Origin of the sequence: Pseudogulbenkiania ferrooxidans 2002, assembly GCF_000174355.1 — a bacterium.
Classification (GTDB): domain Bacteria; phylum Pseudomonadota; class Gammaproteobacteria; order Burkholderiales; family Chromobacteriaceae; genus Pseudogulbenkiania; species Pseudogulbenkiania ferrooxidans.
Genome location: NZ_ACIS01000002.1, coordinates 500959 through 517145, shown reverse-complemented (window position 1 = coordinate 517145; position 16187 = coordinate 500959). Strand labels below are relative to the sequence as shown.

Genomic DNA, 16187 nt, shown 5'->3' with positions numbered 1-16187 from the left:
GCGCCCGCGGCGCGTCCCTGAATGGAGCATCCAGCCATGTCCGACTTCTTGCATCACCTAATCACCAACCCGCACGATTTCCTGCCTATCGGTGAATGGGTCAACCAGTTCATCCATTTCCTGCTGGACCATAACGGCGGTGCCTTCGACGCCTTCGGCCGCGCGGTCGACCTGTTCGCCGAGTCGATCGAGGTGGCGCTGCTGTCGCTGCCGCCCTGGCTGATCATGGGCTTCTTCATCGGTCTCGGCGTATGGCGCCTGGGCTGGCGTTTCGCCGGTTTCGTATTGGCCGCCTTGGCGCTGATCTTCGGCACCGGCTTCTGGCCGCAGACCGTGTCGACGCTGGCGCTGACGCTGTCGGCCACGCTGATCAGCCTGATGATCGGCATCCCCACCGGCATCTGGTGTGCGCGCAGCAAGCGCGTCAATACCCTGGTGCGCCCAGTGCTCGACTTCATGCAGACCATGCCGGCCTTCGTCTACCTGATCCCGGCCGCGATGTTCTTCGGCCTGGGCCGCGTACCGGGCATCCTGGCGACCGTGGTGTTTGCCGTGCCGCCGGCGGTGCGCCTGACCAGCCTGGGGATTCGCCAGGTCAACAAGGAACAGGTCGAGGCCGGCCATGCCTTCGGCTGTACCTCGACCCAGCTCTTGTTCAAGGTGCAGTTGCCGATCGCGCTGCCGGCGATCATGGCGGGCGTGAACCAGACCATCATGATGGCGCTGTCGATGGTGATCATCGCCTCGATGGTGGGGGCCGGTGGCCTCGGCAACGACGTGCTGTCGAGCATCCAGCGCCTCGATGTCGGTCTCGGCTTCGAGAGTGGTCTGGCCGTGGTATTGCTCGCCATCATCCTGGACCGCCTGACCGAAAGCTTCGGCCGAGGCCAAGCGGCACGCCAGAGTTAAGTCTGGTCGTCGGGCCCCGCCGCCGCTGGCCGGTGGCGGGGCTGGCCTGTTTTTTGCTGTGCCCATAAGTTCTGATTGATTTAGCAGCGCCCGTCACGAGGCGCCCCGAATGTCCGCACACTCACAGAGAACTAGGAGGTCACCATGAGCCCGCAGCAACTCGGTTCGCTGGCACATATCGGTTTCCTGATGTTGCCCAACTTTTCCATGATCGCCTTCACCAACGCGGTGGAGCCGCTGCGCATGGCCAACCACCTGTCGCGCAAGAGGCTTTACCGCTGGTCGGTGCTGTCCTGTGACGGTCAGCCGGTGGCAGCCAGCAATGGCCTGTCGGTGGCGCCGATCACGGCGCCGGCCGACCCGTCGGAGTATGACCTGCTCATCGTCTGCGGCGGCATCCAGGTGCGTGAAGCGGTCACTGATCAGGTGCTGTCGGTGATCCGCCGTTTTGCCGCCGCCGACGTGCCGCTGGGGGCGGTCTGCACCGGCTCCTTCGCGCTGGCCAAGGCTGGCGTGCTCAACGGCTACCGCAGCAGCATCCACTGGGAAAACCTTTCGGCCATCCGCGAGGAGTTCCCCAAGGTACTGTTCTCCAGCGAATTGTTCGTGATCGACCGCGATCGCTTCACCTGTAGCGGTGGCACCGCGCCGCTCGACCTGATGTGCAACCTGATCCGCTTCAAGGGCGGCAAGAGCCTGGCGGCGGACGTGTCGGAGCAGTTCATCGTCGACCGCATCCGCGACCAGCACGACCACCAGCACATCCCCTTGCTGGCGCGCGTCGGTACCGGTCACGAATCATTGATCGACGCCGCGCTGGCCATGGAGATGAACATCGAGAATCCGCGCTCGCTCGACGAGCTGGCTGCGGAGCTCGGCGTGTCGCTGCGCCACCTCGAGCGTCTGTTCAAACGCTATCTCGGCAGCACGCCGGCGCAGTATTACCTCGACCTGCGCCTGCGCCGCGCGCGCGAGCTGCTGCTGCAGACCAATATGAGCGTGATGGAAGTGACCGTCGCTACCGGTTTCCTGTCCTCGTCGCATTTTTCCAAGTCCTACCGCAGCCTGTTCGGTTACCCGCCGAGCCGTGAGCGTCAACAGGTAACGCTCGAAGCCGCCATCATGTAAGGCTTCAGGAACGGCCCCGGCAAGACAGTGTCTTCTACCGGGGCCGTTGTCCATCCAGACGACGTTTCACGGCAAATCGTGGTCGCCATCGAACAAGTTGTCCCTTCCTGACGTGGCAATCTGCTGGCGACCGTCGGTTTTCTTGGCTGTCAAAACACGGTGCGGCATGCACCGGCCAATTCTTATAAATTGCATCGGAGAGGTGAGTCATGAAGCTGTACAAGATTGCAGGAGCGCTCGTCATGGGTGCGTTCACCAGCATGGCGATGGCGAACGATCCGGCCCAATGCCAGAAGGTGCGTTTCGCCGACGTCGGCTGGACCGACATCGCCGCCACCACCGGCATGGCCAGCGTGGTGCTGGAAGGGCTGGGTTACAAGCCGGTCACCACCATCGCCTCGGTGCCGATCACCTTCGCCGGCATCAAGAACAAGCAGATCGATGCCTTTCTCGGTTACTGGAACCCCAGCATGACCCCGATGATCGAGCCCTTCGTCAAGGCGGGCCAGATCAAGGTGCTGGACAAGCCCAACCTGGTCGGCGCCAAGTACACCCTGGCGGTGCCGGACTACGTCGCCGCCGGCGGTCTCAAGACCTTCGCCGACATTGCCAAGTTCAAGGACAAGCTGGATGGCAGGATCTACGGCATCGAGCCGGGCAACGACGGCAACAAGCTGATCGACGACATGATCAAGAAGAACCAGTTCGGGCTCTCCGGGTTCAAGCTGGTCGAGTCGAGCGAGGCCGGCATGATGGCGGAAGTGGAGCGTGCCATCCGCCAGAAGAAATGGGTGGTGTTCCTGGGTTGGGAGCCGCACCCGATGAACGTCAAGTTCAAGATGAACTATCTGGCCGGAGGGGATGACGTCTTCGGACCCAACTTCGGCGAAGCCAAGGTGTTCACCGGGATGGCCACCGACTACCAGACCCGTTGTCCGAACGTGGCGCGCCTTTTGACCAACCTGCAGTTTTCCACCGACATGGAAAACCACGTGATGGGTCCGATCATGGACAAGGTCAAGCCGGAGCAGGCCGCGCGTGACTACCTGAAGAAGAACCCGAACGTGCTGAAGGGCTGGCTGGCCGGTGTGAAAACTTTTGATGGCAAGGACGGTCTGACCAAGGTCAATCAGTATTTGGCGAAGTAAGCACGGGCGTGTAGAGCGCTCCTAATAGCCGGTTCCTCCTCCAGGAGGGCCGGCTTTTTTTGTCTGCCGTGTCTCAGAGAGAAGGCCGGGCGCGTTGGGGGGGGCTCAAGCCGCCGTTCTTCCCTGTGCCGGGCTGGGTGCGCTGAGCGCTTCCGTATCGTCTTCCTTCCCGGTGGGACTCTCGTCTGGCACGGCATCCAGCCGAGCTCGGCCGCCGCCGCGAAAAGACCTTGAACAGGCTCTGCAACGGTCTTGAAAATCACATGGCGAGAGAAGCCGTCCACTCTTCTTGAAATAAATGCGCCACCGGTGGCTTATCCAACTGATCTGACCCAGTAACAATCGCTTTGTCAGATTCCAATCGATCCCCTCCGGCCTCTTGCGCGGCTCGCCCCACCCCCGTGTCGGTGTCGTTTACTGTCGAATTCCGGACGCGTGGGTTAGCGTCCGGACTTGTGCCAATTAATACACTGCACTGCCCAAGTGATGTCGTCTGGCGCGTTTCGTGCATGGTGAAGAATCGGCATGGCATGAATGAGCATGGCGAAGACCATGGAATGCTGGCCGGCCAGAGCCTAGGGTAAGCGCTCTGTGGCCGCGTGCGAGTCGCAGGAAGCGGTCAATCGAACCGCAACTGTGCTTCACGACCTGTCGCCGCTGCGACGGCACCAATCCCTTTTTCCTCTTCCGGCGATCGGGGCACGATCAATCGATGTAATGCACCACCGGGCGGGAGACAGCCGGTGGTCGTGGCTTGTGCAGTTTTAAGAAAATGGCGTGTTTGTGGCGACCGACAGAGCGGGTGTGCGCCGCCTTCCGGTCCCGGGCATGCCGCAAAACAAAGGAGATATGGATGACCTCGTTACAAAAGGAAGCGGTTGTTTCCGCCGTAGCGATTGAGGATGAGACATCAGCAGCGTTCAAGCGGCGCTTCATGATCAGAATGATCCTTGTCCTGACCGGCGGCACGTTTCTGGATGGTTATATCCTCGGGATTGTCGGCCCGGTGGCCGGCAAGATGACTGCCGAGCTCGGCATATCGGTGGTCTGGGAGGGCCTGATCGCCGCTGGCGCGCTGTTCGGCATTCTCTTCGGCTCGCCGTTGGGCGGGTGGGCGGGCGACAAGTTCGGCCGCAAACCGCTGTTCATGCTCGACATCGGGCTGTTCGTGATCGCGTCGGTCATGCAGTTTTTCACAAACTCGCCTCTGGAACTGTTCGTGGTGCGGTTGCTGATGGGCGTCGCGATCGGCGCAGAATACTCCGTTGGTTGGCCGATGCTGTCGGAATTCTCCCCAGCCCGGCACCGTGGGCGGCTCATGGGCCTGACCCTCATTGCTTGGTACGCCGGTTTTATGTTCGCCTTCGTCGTGGGCTATCTGCTGAACCAGCATACGGACCTCGGCTGGCGAAACATTCTCGGCACGAGCACGTTCATCGCGGTGGCGTTGTTCCTCGGCCGACTTGGCATGCCCGAATCGCCGCGCTGGCTGTGGAGCAAGGGCCGTACGGAGCAGGCGCGCTCCGTGGCGCGTCGGTATATGGGAAGTGCCTCCGACTTGGCCGACATTGAGAGGGAGGTGGTCCACTCGGGCGGTGGTTTCCGGAAGCTGTTCTCCCGTCAGTATTGGCGGTCCACGCTGTTCGTGTCGCTGTTCTTTTTCTGTGTCGTCACGCCGTACTTCGCGATCGCCACGTTCGCCGACAGCGTGTTGCAGAAATTCGGTCTCGGCGGCGGTCTGGCCGGTGGCGTCGGGCTGTCTGCGGTGGCGTTGGCCGGCAGTGTGGCCACGGTCCTGTTGATCGACAAGGCGGGCCGTCGCGTGCTCACGGTGCCGCCGCAGTGGATCATCACCGTGCTTCTCGTGATTCTCGGCTTGTGGACAGATGCGCCGGGGATGGCCGTGCTGGGCCTGTTCCTCGCGTTTTCGTTCTTTAACGCAGGCTGCGGTACGCTGACCTGTATCTACCCGGGCGAAGTATTCCCGACCGAGATCCGCGGGGTCGGGACGGGCTTTGCCGCCGCCTTCAGCCGGATCGGGGCCGGCCTCGGTACGTTCCTGATGCCCTGGGCCATGAGCAACCTCGGCCCCTCGGTGACCATTCTGATCGCTGCCGGCATCGCCGCTGTCGGTGCCGGCGTGTCGCAATGGCTGGCCCCCGAAACCAAGGGCAAGAGCCTCAGCGAAACGGCCTCGGGGTTTTCGCACTAGCACCAGCAGGAGTTGTCGGCAAAGCGTGGTTCGGGGCAGCGGGAAACTTTCCGGAAGGACGGGATGTCCTTTCGGCATGTGCGTGTCCTCTCGGAACACCTTTTATCGTTTGGTCCGCCGGTCGGAGTGTAAGGAATAGCCTCCCGGCGCGACTAAAAGGGGAAGGGAGGTCCTGATCATGAAACGTCGACAATTTCTGCGCTGCCTGAGCGGGGGGAGCGTTGCGCTGCTCGCGATGCATCGCGCCGCCCGCGCCGCCACCTCCGCGCTCGCTCCCCGGATGGTGACGGTGATCAAGTTCTCGGATGCGGGAACGCAGCTCGGCCCGGTTACCCTGCCGCTGGTGCAGAAGGATGCCGAATGGCGGCGCCTGTTGTCGCCCTTGGCGTATGCCGTGACGCGCCGGCAGGGCACCGAGCCCCCGTTTTCCATTCCCGGCTATGACCGTCACGATGCCGGACTCTACCGTTGTGTCTGCTGCGGCAACGCCCTGTTCAGTTCCCGGACCAAGTATGACTCGCACACCGGCTGGGCGAGTTTCTGGCAGCCGATTGCCGCGCAGAACATCGCCACGCACAGCGACGTGACGCTCGGCATGGTGCGCACCGAGGTGCTCTGTGCCCTGTGCGAGGCGCACCTGGGTCACGTGTTCGACGATGGCCCGCCGCCGACCGGGCTGCGCTACTGCATGAATACCGTGGCGCTGCGTTTCGTTCCGCTGGCCAAGGCATCCTGAAAGCGGAGGTGGTGCGATGTTATTGCTGATGCTTTCCTACCTTGGCGGTGTGCTGACCATCTTCAGCCCGTGTGTGCTGCCGGTGATCCCGTTCGTGTTCGCCCGTGCCGACCAGCCGTTCCGGCGCGCCGGCCTGCCGATCCTGCTCGGCATGGCGCTCACCTTCGCCGGCGTGGCCACGCTCGCCGCGGTCGGCGGCAGCTGGGTGGTGGCGGCCAATCAATACGGTCGTATCGCGGCGCTGGTGCTGATGGCGCTACTGGGGCTGACCCTGCTGCTGCCGGCGCTGGCCGAGCGCGTGATGCGGCCGCTGGTACGGCTGGGCGGACAATTGCAGCAGCAGGCCGAGCACCAGGGCAGCGTCAAGGGTGCGCTGTTGCTGGGTGTGGCGATCGGCTTTCTGTGGGCGCCGTGCGCCGGGCCGATCCTGGGGCTGGTGCTGGCCGGCGCCGCGCTGAACGGTCCCAACGCGCACACGGCGCTGCTGCTGTTGGCCTTTGCCGCCGGTGCCGGCACCTCGCTGGCCGGGGCGCTGTTCGCCGGCAGCCGTCTCTTCCGGCTGATGAAGCGCGGCCTGGGGGCCGAGGAGTGGATCCGGCGCGGGCTCGGCGTCGCGGTACTGGCCGGGGTGACGGCGATCGCGCTCGGGCTGGACACCCAATATCTCGCAAAAATCTCCTACGCCAGCACCGCCCGTACCGAGCAGGCGCTGATCAACACGCTGTCGGCTCGCGCCACGCCGCCCGTCGTGCCAGCGCCGAACGCCGGCGTGATGCCGGTGGCGGGCACGCTCAAACTGGCGGATGAAGGGCCTGCGCCGGCGCTCACCGGGGCCACGCGCTGGCTCAATTCGCCACCGCTGAGCCTGGCCGGGTTGCGCGGCAAGGTGGTGCTGGTGGATTTCTGGACCTACTCCTGCATCAACTGCCTGCGCACCTTGCCCTACCTGAAGTCGTGGTGGGACCGATATCAGGGCCAGGGCCTGGTGATCATCGGCGTGCATGCCCCGGAGTTCGCCTTCGAACGCGACGAGGGCAATGTGCGCAAAGCCATCCGCGACCTCGGCATCCCTTACCCGGTGGCGATGGACAACGATTTCTCCATCTGGAATGCCTACCACAACCAGTACTGGCCGGCACACTACCTGATCGATGCCCAGGGCCGGGTACGCGACCACACCTTCGGCGAGGGCGACTACGCCCACACCGAAGCGGCGATCCGCCAGTTGCTGGCGGAGGCCCACTCCAAGGTGTCCGGCCCGATGGCCCGGGCGCTGCCGTTGCCCGCCCAGGGCGTGATGGCGGCCGGCGGCGGCGACGTCCATGTCTCGCCGGAAACCTATATCGGCAGTGAACGCGCCGAGTATTTCGCCTCGCCCGAGCGCTTCCGGCCGGATCGTGTCGCCCTGTATTCGACTCCGCCTGCTCCAGCGCTCAACCAATGGGGGCTCGCCGGCCGCTGGAAGGTGGGGGGCGAATCGGCCACGCTGGCGCGCCCGCAGGGGGCCATCGTCTATCGCTTCCGCGGCCGCGACCTGCATCTGGTGCTGGGTAATCCGCCTGGCACGCCGGTGCGCTTCCGCGTGACGCTGGATGGTGCGGCACCGGGAGCCGACCACGGCGCCGACGTCGGGGCCGACGGCAGCGGTACGGTCGACGGCAACCGGCTGTACCAGCTGGTGCGTCAGCAGGCAGGTGCACGGGAACGCACCTTCCAGATCGAGTTTCTCGACGCCGGGGTGCAGGCGTTCGCGTTTACCTTTGGCTAAGGCGCCACGTCCCCATCCCCTTACTGAGGAGTGAGACCATGATTCGCATCCGCACCCTGTTGTGGGTGCTGTGTGCCGGCGCTGGCCTGCTGACGCCGGTTCGTGCCCAGACCGTGCCCGCCTTCGCGGGAGCGGTTCCCGCCGCGCACGGCAGCCAGGTCGCCGTGCTCGCCGGTGGCTGCTTCTGGGGTGTCGACGCGGTGTTCAAGCACGTCAAGGGCGTCACCAGCGTGGTATCGGGCTACTCGGGCGGCAGCGCCGCCAGCGCCCAGTACGAGACCGTCAGCAGCGGGACCACCGGCCACGCCGAAGCGGTGAAGATCAGCTACGACCCTGCCAAGGTCTCGTACGGCCAGCTGTTGCAGGTGTTCTTCGCGGTGGCGCACGACCCGACCGAGCTGAACCGCCAGGGGCCGGATCACGGCACGCAGTACCGCTCGGCGATATTCTATGCCGACGCCGGCCAGAAACAGGTGGCGCAGGCCTATATCGCGCAGCTGGACAAGGCGCGCGTGTTCGGCCAACCCATCGTCACCCAGGTTGTGCAGCTCAAGGCGTTCTATCCGGCCGAGGGTTACCACCAGAATTTCCTGGCGCTGCACCCGGACAACCCTTACATCGTGATCAACGATCTGCCCAAGCTCGACGCCCTGCGCCGCGCGTTTCCGGCGCTGTATCGCTGAGGCGGGCCAGACAAAAAAAGAACCCCCGGCGAGCGGGGGAAGGGACGTCAGAGGAAGGGTGCCGAGGGCACGCGGTCAGCATTCCACGATGTTGACCGGCACCTCGACAATGTTCACGGCCAGGCCGCCGCGGGCGGTTTCCTTGTACTTGGTGCTCATGTCGCGGCCGGTGTCGCGCATGGTCTTGATGACGCGGTCGAGCGAGACGAAGTGCTGGCCGTCGCCGCGCAGCGCCATGCGCACCGCGTTGATGGCCTTGACCGAGGCCATGGCGTTGCGTTCGATGCAGGGCACCTGCACCAGGCCGCCCACCGGGTCGCAGGTGAGGCCGAGATTGTGTTCCATGCCGATCTCGGCGGCGTTTTCCACCTGTTCCGGGGTGCCGCCCATCACTTCGGCCAATCCGCCCGCCGCCATCGAACAGGCCGAGCCGACTTCGCCCTGGCAGCCGACTTCCGCCCCCGAGATCGAGGCGTTGAGCTTGAACAGGATGCCGATGGCGCCGGCCGTCAACAGGAAGCGCACCACGCCGTCTTCGTTGGCGCCCGGCACGAAGCGCGAGTAGTAGTGCAGCACCGCCGGCACGATGCCGGCCGCGCCGTTGGTCGGCGCGGTGACCACGCGGCCGCCGCCGGCGTTCTCTTCGTTCACCGCCAGCGCGTAGAGGTTGACCCAGTCGATCACCGTGAGCGGGTCGCGCAGGCTGGCCTCGGGCGCCGCCAGCAGCTTGCGGTGCATGTCGGCGGCGCGGCGCTTGACCTTCATGCCGCCGGGCAGGATGCCTTCGTGGGCGCAGCCGCGCTTCACGCACGCCTGCATCACGTGCCAGATGTTGAGAAGACCGGCGCGCACTTCTTCCTCGCTGCGCCAGGCCAGTTCGTTCTCCAGCATGATCTGGCTGATCGGCTTGTTGTGTTCCTTGCACAGCGCCAGCAGCTCGGCGGCGTTGTTGAAGGGATGGCGCAGCTCGGTGGCGCCGGGCGGCACGAAGCCGGCCTCCACCGCCGCCTCGTCCACCACGAAGCCGCCGCCCACCGAGTAGTAGGCGCGCTTGTCGAGCACGTTGCCGGCATCGTCGCGGGCCTCGAAGGTCATGCCGTTGGGGTGGAAGGGCAGCGACTTGCGCTTGTGCAGCACCAGGTGCTCCGGCTCGGTGAACACCACTTCGTGCTGGCCGAGCAGCGACAGCCGTTTGTTGCTGCGGATTGCTGCCACCATGGCCGGCACCGCGTCGGTGTCGACTTCGTCCGGCAGTTCGCCCTGCAGGCCGAGCAGTACCGCCACGTCCGAGCCGTGGCCCTTGCCGGTGGCGCCGAGCGAGCCGAACAGCTCGCTGCGCACGCTGGCCACTCGTTCCAGCAGGCCGTCCTTCTCTAGCCGGGCGACGAACTGGCGCGCGGCGCGCATCGGCCCCACGGTGTGCGAACTGGACGGGCCGATGCCGATCTTGAACAGGTCAAAGACGCTGATTGCCATGGTTGCTTCTCTTGCTACGGCACCCCGCTAGGCGGGGGCCTGATGAATTCGGGAGACAACCCCCGGCCGTTTCCGGCCGGGGTAAAACTCGATCAAGGGTCACGATCCTGCCATGTTTCCGAGAGGGCTGTTGGCATTGTCCTCATCGCAGGATAGGGAATCCATCGATGATGGTTTCCTCTGAATTGCCCCATCCTGCGGCGTGCACGACCGATCGCGAGGCGGGTTCTTAGCCGCGGTACACCGGGAAGGCTGCGCACAGCTCGGCCACCTGATGCTTGACGCGCTCGATCACCGCCGGGTTCTCGATGTCGTCGAGAATGTCGCAGATCCAGCCGGCCACGCGCTCCACTTCGGCTTCCTTGAAGCCGCGCGTGGTGACGGCCGGGGTGCCGATGCGGATGCCGCTGGTGACGAACGGGCTTTGCGGGTCGTTCGGCACGGCGTTCTTGTTGACGGTGATGTGCGCCGCGCCCAGTGCCGCGTCGGCTGCCTTGCCGGTCAGCCCCTGGCTGATCAGCGACAGCAGGAACAGGTGGTCGTCCGTCTTGTTGGACACCACGCTGTAACCGCGGTTCTGGAACACCGTGACCATGGCGCGGGCGTTGGCGATGACCTGCTGCTGGTAGGCCTTGAATTCCGGCTGCTGCGCCTCGAGGAAGGCCACGGCCTTGGCGGCGATGACGTGCATCAGCGGGCCGCCCTGGATACCGGGGAACACTAGCGAGCTGAACTTCTTCTCCAGTTCCGGGTTGCTCTTGCACAGGATCAGGCCGCCGCGCGGGCCGCGCAGGGTCTTGTGGGTGGTGGTGGTGACGACGTCGGCGAACGGCACCGGGTTCGGGTACAGGCCGGCGGCGACCAGGCCGGCTACGTGCGCCATGTCGACGAACAGGTAGGCGCCGACGCTGTCGGCGATCTGGCGGAAGCGGGCGAAGTCGAGCACCAGGGAGTAGGCGGAGAAGCCGGCCACGATCATCTTCGGCTTGTGTTCTTCGGCCAACCTTTGCACTTCGTCGTAGTCGATCTCGCCGGTTTCCGGGTTGAGGCCGTACTGCACGGCGTTGTAGATCTTGCCGGAGAAGTTGACCTTGGCGCCGTGGGTGAGGTGGCCGCCGTGCGCCAGGCTCATGCCCAGCACGGTGTCGTGCGGTTCCAGCAGTGCCATATAGACGGCGGCGTTGGCCTGCGAGCCGGAGTGCGGCTGCACGTTGGCGTAGTCGGCGCCGAACAGCTCCTTGGCGCGGTCGATGGCGAGCTGCTCGACCACGTCGACGTGCTCGCAGCCGCCGTAGTAGCGCTTGCCGGGGTAGCCTTCGGCATATTTGTTGGTGAGTTGCGAGCCCTGCGCCTGCATCACGCGCGGGCTGGTGTAGTTTTCGGAGGCGATCAGCTCGATGTGATCTTCCTGGCGCTGGCGCTCGGCCTCCAGCGCGTTCCACAGGGCGTCGTCGAAGCCGGCAATCTGCATATCCTGGGTAAACATGTGCTGTCCTTGTTGTTGCAGGGCCGGCGGCCAATGGCGGCCGCCGCGTGCCCGGTCGTTGGTGTCGACCTGTGGCCCGCACGGGCGAGGGAAGGGGTAAAGGGCGGGTGCAACGGCACGGACGCGGGTCCCCATCCGACACAGGTCAGATGACGCCCCCTCTGTCCTTTTGCCTGAGAGATTACGGCGGGGTGACGGGCACCCGGCCATGCTTCCTTCGGCGAGGCCTCACGGGCCTACTCTCCAGAGAGCCGAACGACATTGCGGTTCTTTTGCCTGAGAGTTTCTGGGGCGATACCCCTTCGGCGCCACCGCTCAAGGTGGTCTCTCCCGCAATGTTTGACGCGGCTGGTGCCGAATCTAGAGATGCCGCCGCAGCCTGTCAACGTGATTCGTCACGCGCCGGCGGCGGCACGGACGCGGCGCAGCGGGCAGGGTGCCGGCAGTGCCCGCCGACACGGGGAGCCGGCGGGGAGAATAGTCGCTTTGGTGACGAAACTGGTCGGCTGTTGAGCTGCCGAGCCGCTACCGCCGGGCCGATGCGCACCGGCCCTGCTCGGGGCCGGTGTCGGGTCGATGCAACACTTCCGGCGCGTGTCGGCAGGCTCATGCCGGCGCGGCTGCAACGGGGGCTGGGGCGGCGCTCAGCGTCGGGTAGAGCCGCACCACCTCGCCGATGATCAGCAAGGCTGGCGGACGCACGCCGGCCGCCGCGATGCGTGCCGGCAGGGTGGCCAGGTCGGCGCTGACGATGCGCTGCTGCGGCGTGGTGGCGCGCTCGATCACGGCCGCGGGGGTGGTGCCGGGGCGGCCGTGGCGCATCAGCTCGGCACAGATGCGTGCCGATTCGGCCAGGCCCATGTAGATCACCAGGGTTTCCTCGGCGCCGGTGTGGCGCGTCCACTCGAGTTCGTCTTCGCCGTCGCGGCGGTGGCCGGTGACGAAGCTCACGCCTTGGGCGTGGTCGCGGTGGGTGAGCGGGATCAGCCCGCGCGCCGCGGCGCCGCAGGCGGCGGTGATGCCGGGGATCACCTCGCACGGAACGCCGGCCTTGGCCAGCGCCTGGACCTCTTCGCCGCCGCGGCCGAACAGGAACGGGTCGCCACCCTTGAGGCGCGCCACGCGCCATCCCTGGCGAGCCTGGCGGATCAGCAGGGCGTTGATCTCGTCCTGCGGCAAGGTGTGGCGGCTGGCTTCCTTGCCGACGTCGATGCGCCAGGCCGAGGGCGATGCCAGCGCCAGCACGGCGGGGTCGACCAGGTGGTCGTACAGCACCACCTCGGCACGTTGCAGCCGGGCCAGTCCCTTGACCGTGATGAGTTCCGGATCGCCCGGCCCGGCGCCGATCAGGCAGACCGTGCCGGGGGGGAAGTCGTCGTTGGCGGAGGCGGGCTGAGCGGCGCTGGCGGCCGCTGCCGAGAGGGGGGGAGAGGCGGGGTGGTTCATGCGGACTCCTGCAGCAAGGCGATGACAATGGCGCAAGTGTAGGAATGGCGCGGCCGGGAAATCGTTGATTCGCATCAATGTCGTAAACATGTATCGCCCATACAGTTTACCCCAGGCACCGGGTGTTTCCGGTGATATGTGATAGGAGGCCGTATGAGCGCCAGCTTCACCAAGTCGACCGCCCGCAATATTTTCTATGGTGGGGCGGTGTTTTTCTTTCTGTTGTTTCTTGCATTGACGTTCGATACCACCCAGGCGCTGCCCAAGCGCGACAACCGCGTCAACCTGACCGAGCAGGTCGCGCGCGGCAAGAACATCTGGGAGACGCGCAACTGTATCGGCTGCCACACCCTGTTGGGTGAGGGCGCCTACTTTGCGCCGGAACTGGGCAACGTCTACCAGCGCCGCGGACCGGAGTTCATCAAGGCCTGGATCAAGGGTCAGCCGACCGGCGCCCCGGGTCGTCGCCAGATGCCGCAATTCCATCTGACCGACGGCGAACTGGACGACCTGGTCGCCTTCCTCAAGTACAGCTCCGAGATCAATACCAACAACTGGCCGCCCAACATCGAAGGCTAAGGCTGCCGAGCGGGATGAATTCTTGTCAGATTTAGGGAGATTCGCATGAGTACCTCGACCACGGCGGTTCTCGACACCCCTCGGGGTGTGGAGGAACACGCCGCCACCCGGCTGAAATACCGCTCGCAGGCGGTAGCCAAGCCTTACTTCATTGCCGCCATCGGGCTGTTCTTCGGCCAGATCGTGTTCGGCCTGATCATGGGCCTGCAGTACGTGATCGGCGATTTCCTGTTCCCGGAAATTCCGTTCAACGTGGCGCGCATGGTGCACACCAACCTGTTGATCGTGTGGCTGCTGTTCGGCTTCATGGGCGCCGGTTACTACCTGATTCCGGAGGAGTCGGAACGGGAGCTGCACAGTCCTAAACTCGCCATCATCACCTTCTGGGTGTTCCTGGTGGCGGGCGCCCTGACCATCGTCGGCTACCTGTCGGTACCGTACGCCACGCTGGCCAAGCTGACCCATAACGAGATTCTGCCGACCATGGGACGCGAGTTCCTGGAGCAGCCCACCATCACCAAGGTGGGGATCGTGCTGGTGGCGCTGTCCTTCCTCTACAACCTGTCGATGACCGTGCTGTCCGGCCGCAAGACCAGCGTCAGCCTGGTGATGATGCTGGGGCTGTGGGGCCTGGCGATCTTCTTCCTGTTCTCGTTCTACAACCCGACCAACCTGGTGCTGGACAAGTACTTCTGGTGGTACGTGGTGCACCTGTGGGTGGAAGGCGTGTGGGAACTGATCATGGGAGCCATGCTGGCCTTCGTGCTGATCAAGGTGACCGGCGTCGACCGCGAAGTGGTGGAGAAGTGGCTGTACGTGATCATCGCCATGACGCTGATCTCCGGCATCATCGGCACCGGTCACCACTACTACTGGATCGGTACCCCGGGGTACTGGCAGTGGTGGGGCTCGATCTTCTCGGCGATCGAACCGATTCCGTTCTTCATGATGACGCTGTTCTCCTTCAACATGGTCAACCGTCGCCGTCGCGAACACCCGAACAAGGCCGCCGTGCTGTGGGCCCTGGGGACCGGTGTGATGGCCTTCCTCGGCGCCGGGGTGTGGGGCTTCCTGCATACGCTGGCTCCGGTGAACTACCTGACGCACGGCACTCAGCTCACCGCCGCGCACGGTCACATGGCCTTCTACGGTGCCTACGCCATGGTGGTGATCACGATGATCTCCTACACCATGCCCAAGCTGCGTGGTCGCGAGGCCAACAGCCGCGGCGCCCAGAAACTGGAGATGGTGTCGTTCTGGCTGATGACCCTTGCCATGGTGGCCATCACGCTGTTCCTGACCGCCGCCGGCTACGTGCAGGTGTCGCTGCAGCGCATGGGTACCACACCGATGCCGTTCATGGTCGCTCAGGACCATGCCGCGACCTACTACTGGCTGCGTGAAGCCAGCGGCGTGGTGTTCTTCATCGGTCTCGCGCTCTACATCATCAGCTTCTTCGTCAAGGGCAAGACCGACGAAGCCGCCCACTGAGTGTGTGTAGCTGAAGGCGGCCCGGGGGGATTCGGGTCGCCTTTTTTTATCGGAAGCCGGTTTGGCCCGCTGCGTGTGCGATGCGGGGCCGGGCCGGATCCTGGGAGGCAAACATGAACCAGAGCGTAACCCTGTCGGCTTCGGCCAACCCGCGCGAGGTGCCGGGCGATCTGGCGATGTGGTTCTTCATCCTCGCCGAGCTGCTGGTGTTCGGGGTGTTCTTTCTCGCCTACGGTTATGCCCGGGCGCACGACCCTGCCACCTTCGTCGCCGGCCAGCGCCAGCTGGCGCTGGGCGTGCCCACCGTCAATACCCTGCTGCTGATTGCCGGCAGCGCCAGCGTGTCGGCGGCGGTGCGGGCCTTCGTGCTCGATCGCCAGCGCACCGCCCGGCGTCTGCTGTGGCTGACCGTGGCGCTGGGAATGGGCTTCGTGGTGCTCAAGTGCGGCGAGTTCGCCGGCAAGTTCGCCGCCGGCATCACGCTGTCGAGCGACACCTTCTGGATGTTCTACCTGTCGCTCACCTTCTTCCACTTCCTGCACGTCATCCTCGGCATGGTGATCATCGGTGCCGTGGCCGTGTACGCCCGCGACGGGCGCTACCGGCCGGGCCAGCTCGCCGGTGTGGAGACCGCCGCCGCCTACTGGCACATGGTGGACCTGGTGTGGGTGGTGCTGTTCGCGCTGGTGTACGTGGCACGTTAGAGCCTGTCCACGATCGTGTTGCACGTCCCTAATCGGGACGCCATGGCGTAGCCCAGCCGAGGGCCGTCCGCGACACATCCTGAACCGGTTCTGAGTGATTTTTATTGCTTGCCCTTGGTCAAGGTGAGGCCGGGGCCCGACGCGTAAGTTGATGACTATGAACGCTTTGAGAGATTTCCCTACCGTCTGGCGGGTGTGGCTGTGGTTGACCGCGCTGACCCTGCTGGCGGCTTTTCTTGCTGACGCTCACCTCACCCCCGGCCACCTTGCGCTGGCGGCGTTGTCGGTGGCCTGGCTCAAGGGCCTGGCCATCGTCGAGCACTACATGGCCTTGCGCCACGCCCCAGCCTGGCTGCGGCTGACCGTGCACGGCTGGCTGGCGCTGGTGAGCGCCGTGTTGATTTTCAGTTTCCTGTGAGAG

Annotated in this window: 14 protein-coding genes and 1 riboswitch; of the genes, 11 read left to right on the top strand and 3 right to left on the bottom strand. The window is 64.9% G+C overall.

The features are described from left to right. Window positions 1–36 precede the first annotated feature (36 nt). From FURADRAFT_RS05040 to msrA, 7 genes are all read left to right on the top strand, one after another. Window positions 37–909 (top strand): ABC transporter permease, encoded by an 873-nt coding sequence (locus FURADRAFT_RS05040; protein WP_008953040.1) that lies wholly within the window; start codon window positions 37–39, stop codon window positions 907–909. Window positions 910–1053: 144 nt separating this feature from the next. Next, complete coding sequence (locus tag FURADRAFT_RS05035) at window positions 1054–2037, top strand: GlxA family transcriptional regulator (RefSeq protein ID WP_008953039.1); 984 nt, start codon at window positions 1054–1056, stop codon at window positions 2035–2037. Between the two features lie 209 nt (window positions 2038–2246). Then, a complete protein-coding gene (locus FURADRAFT_RS05030) occupies window positions 2247–3185 on the top strand; it encodes a choline ABC transporter substrate-binding protein (RefSeq protein ID WP_008953038.1) in 939 nt (312 codons plus the stop codon). 853 nt (window positions 3186–4038) lie between these two features. Beyond that, window positions 4039–5397 carry an MFS transporter gene (locus tag FURADRAFT_RS05025; RefSeq protein ID WP_008953037.1) on the top strand — a complete coding sequence of 453 codons (1359 nt, stop codon included), beginning with the start codon at window positions 4039–4041 and terminating at the stop codon, window positions 5395–5397. A gap of 178 nt (window positions 5398–5575) precedes the next feature. Next, window positions 5576–6133 carry a peptide-methionine (R)-S-oxide reductase MsrB gene (gene msrB, locus FURADRAFT_RS05020; protein WP_008953036.1) on the top strand — a complete coding sequence of 186 codons (558 nt, stop codon included), beginning with the start codon at window positions 5576–5578 and terminating at the stop codon, window positions 6131–6133. 16 nt (window positions 6134–6149) lie between these two features. Further along, complete coding sequence (locus tag FURADRAFT_RS05015) at window positions 6150–7901, top strand: cytochrome c biogenesis protein DipZ (protein WP_008953035.1); 1752 nt, start codon at window positions 6150–6152, stop codon at window positions 7899–7901. Window positions 7902–7939: 38 nt separating this feature from the next. Next, a complete protein-coding gene (gene msrA, locus FURADRAFT_RS05010; RefSeq protein ID WP_008953034.1) occupies window positions 7940–8584 on the top strand; it encodes a peptide-methionine (S)-S-oxide reductase MsrA in 645 nt (214 codons plus the stop codon). A 75-nt stretch (window positions 8585–8659) separates the two neighbouring features. On the opposite strand, the gene FURADRAFT_RS05005 is transcribed toward msrA, so the two are convergent. From FURADRAFT_RS05005 to cobA, 3 genes are all read right to left on the bottom strand, one after another. Continuing rightward, window positions 8660–10060 (bottom strand): L-serine ammonia-lyase, encoded by a 1401-nt coding sequence (locus tag FURADRAFT_RS05005; protein ID WP_008953033.1) that lies wholly within the window; start codon window positions 10058–10060, stop codon window positions 8660–8662. Window positions 10061–10289: 229 nt separating this feature from the next. After that, the gene (gene glyA / locus FURADRAFT_RS05000; protein WP_008953032.1) at window positions 10290–11546 is read right to left on the bottom strand and encodes a serine hydroxymethyltransferase; all 1257 of its coding nucleotides are present in this window, start codon (window positions 11544–11546) and stop codon (window positions 10290–10292) included. 254 nt (window positions 11547–11800) lie between these two features. Continuing rightward, window positions 11801–11889: riboswitch (glycine riboswitch) on the bottom strand. A 263-nt stretch (window positions 11890–12152) separates the two neighbouring features. Continuing rightward, entirely contained in the window at window positions 12153–12992 is an 840-nt protein-coding gene (gene cobA / locus FURADRAFT_RS04995; protein WP_008953031.1) for a uroporphyrinogen-III C-methyltransferase, read from the bottom strand. 153 nt (window positions 12993–13145) lie between these two features. Here cobA and FURADRAFT_RS04990 point away from each other — a divergent pair, with 153 nt between their 5' ends. The 4 genes from FURADRAFT_RS04990 to FURADRAFT_RS04975 all read left to right on the top strand — a co-directional run bounded on the left by FURADRAFT_RS04990 (window position 13146) and on the right by FURADRAFT_RS04975 (window position 16184). After that, window positions 13146–13571 (top strand): c-type cytochrome, encoded by a 426-nt coding sequence (locus FURADRAFT_RS04990; protein ID WP_008953030.1) that lies wholly within the window; start codon window positions 13146–13148, stop codon window positions 13569–13571. A gap of 45 nt (window positions 13572–13616) precedes the next feature. Beyond that, window positions 13617–15062, top strand: a complete 1446-nt coding sequence (locus FURADRAFT_RS04985; RefSeq protein WP_008953029.1) for a cbb3-type cytochrome c oxidase subunit I — start codon at window positions 13617–13619, stop codon at window positions 15060–15062. 113 nt (window positions 15063–15175) lie between these two features. Further along, on the top strand, window positions 15176–15766 hold the full coding sequence (locus FURADRAFT_RS04980; protein ID WP_008953028.1) for a cytochrome c oxidase subunit 3 family protein: 591 nt from the start codon (window positions 15176–15178) through the stop codon (window positions 15764–15766). Between the two features lie 157 nt (window positions 15767–15923). Then, complete coding sequence (locus tag FURADRAFT_RS04975; RefSeq protein WP_014086629.1) at window positions 15924–16184, top strand: cytochrome C oxidase subunit IV family protein; 261 nt, start codon at window positions 15924–15926, stop codon at window positions 16182–16184. Window positions 16185–16187 lie beyond the last annotated feature (3 nt).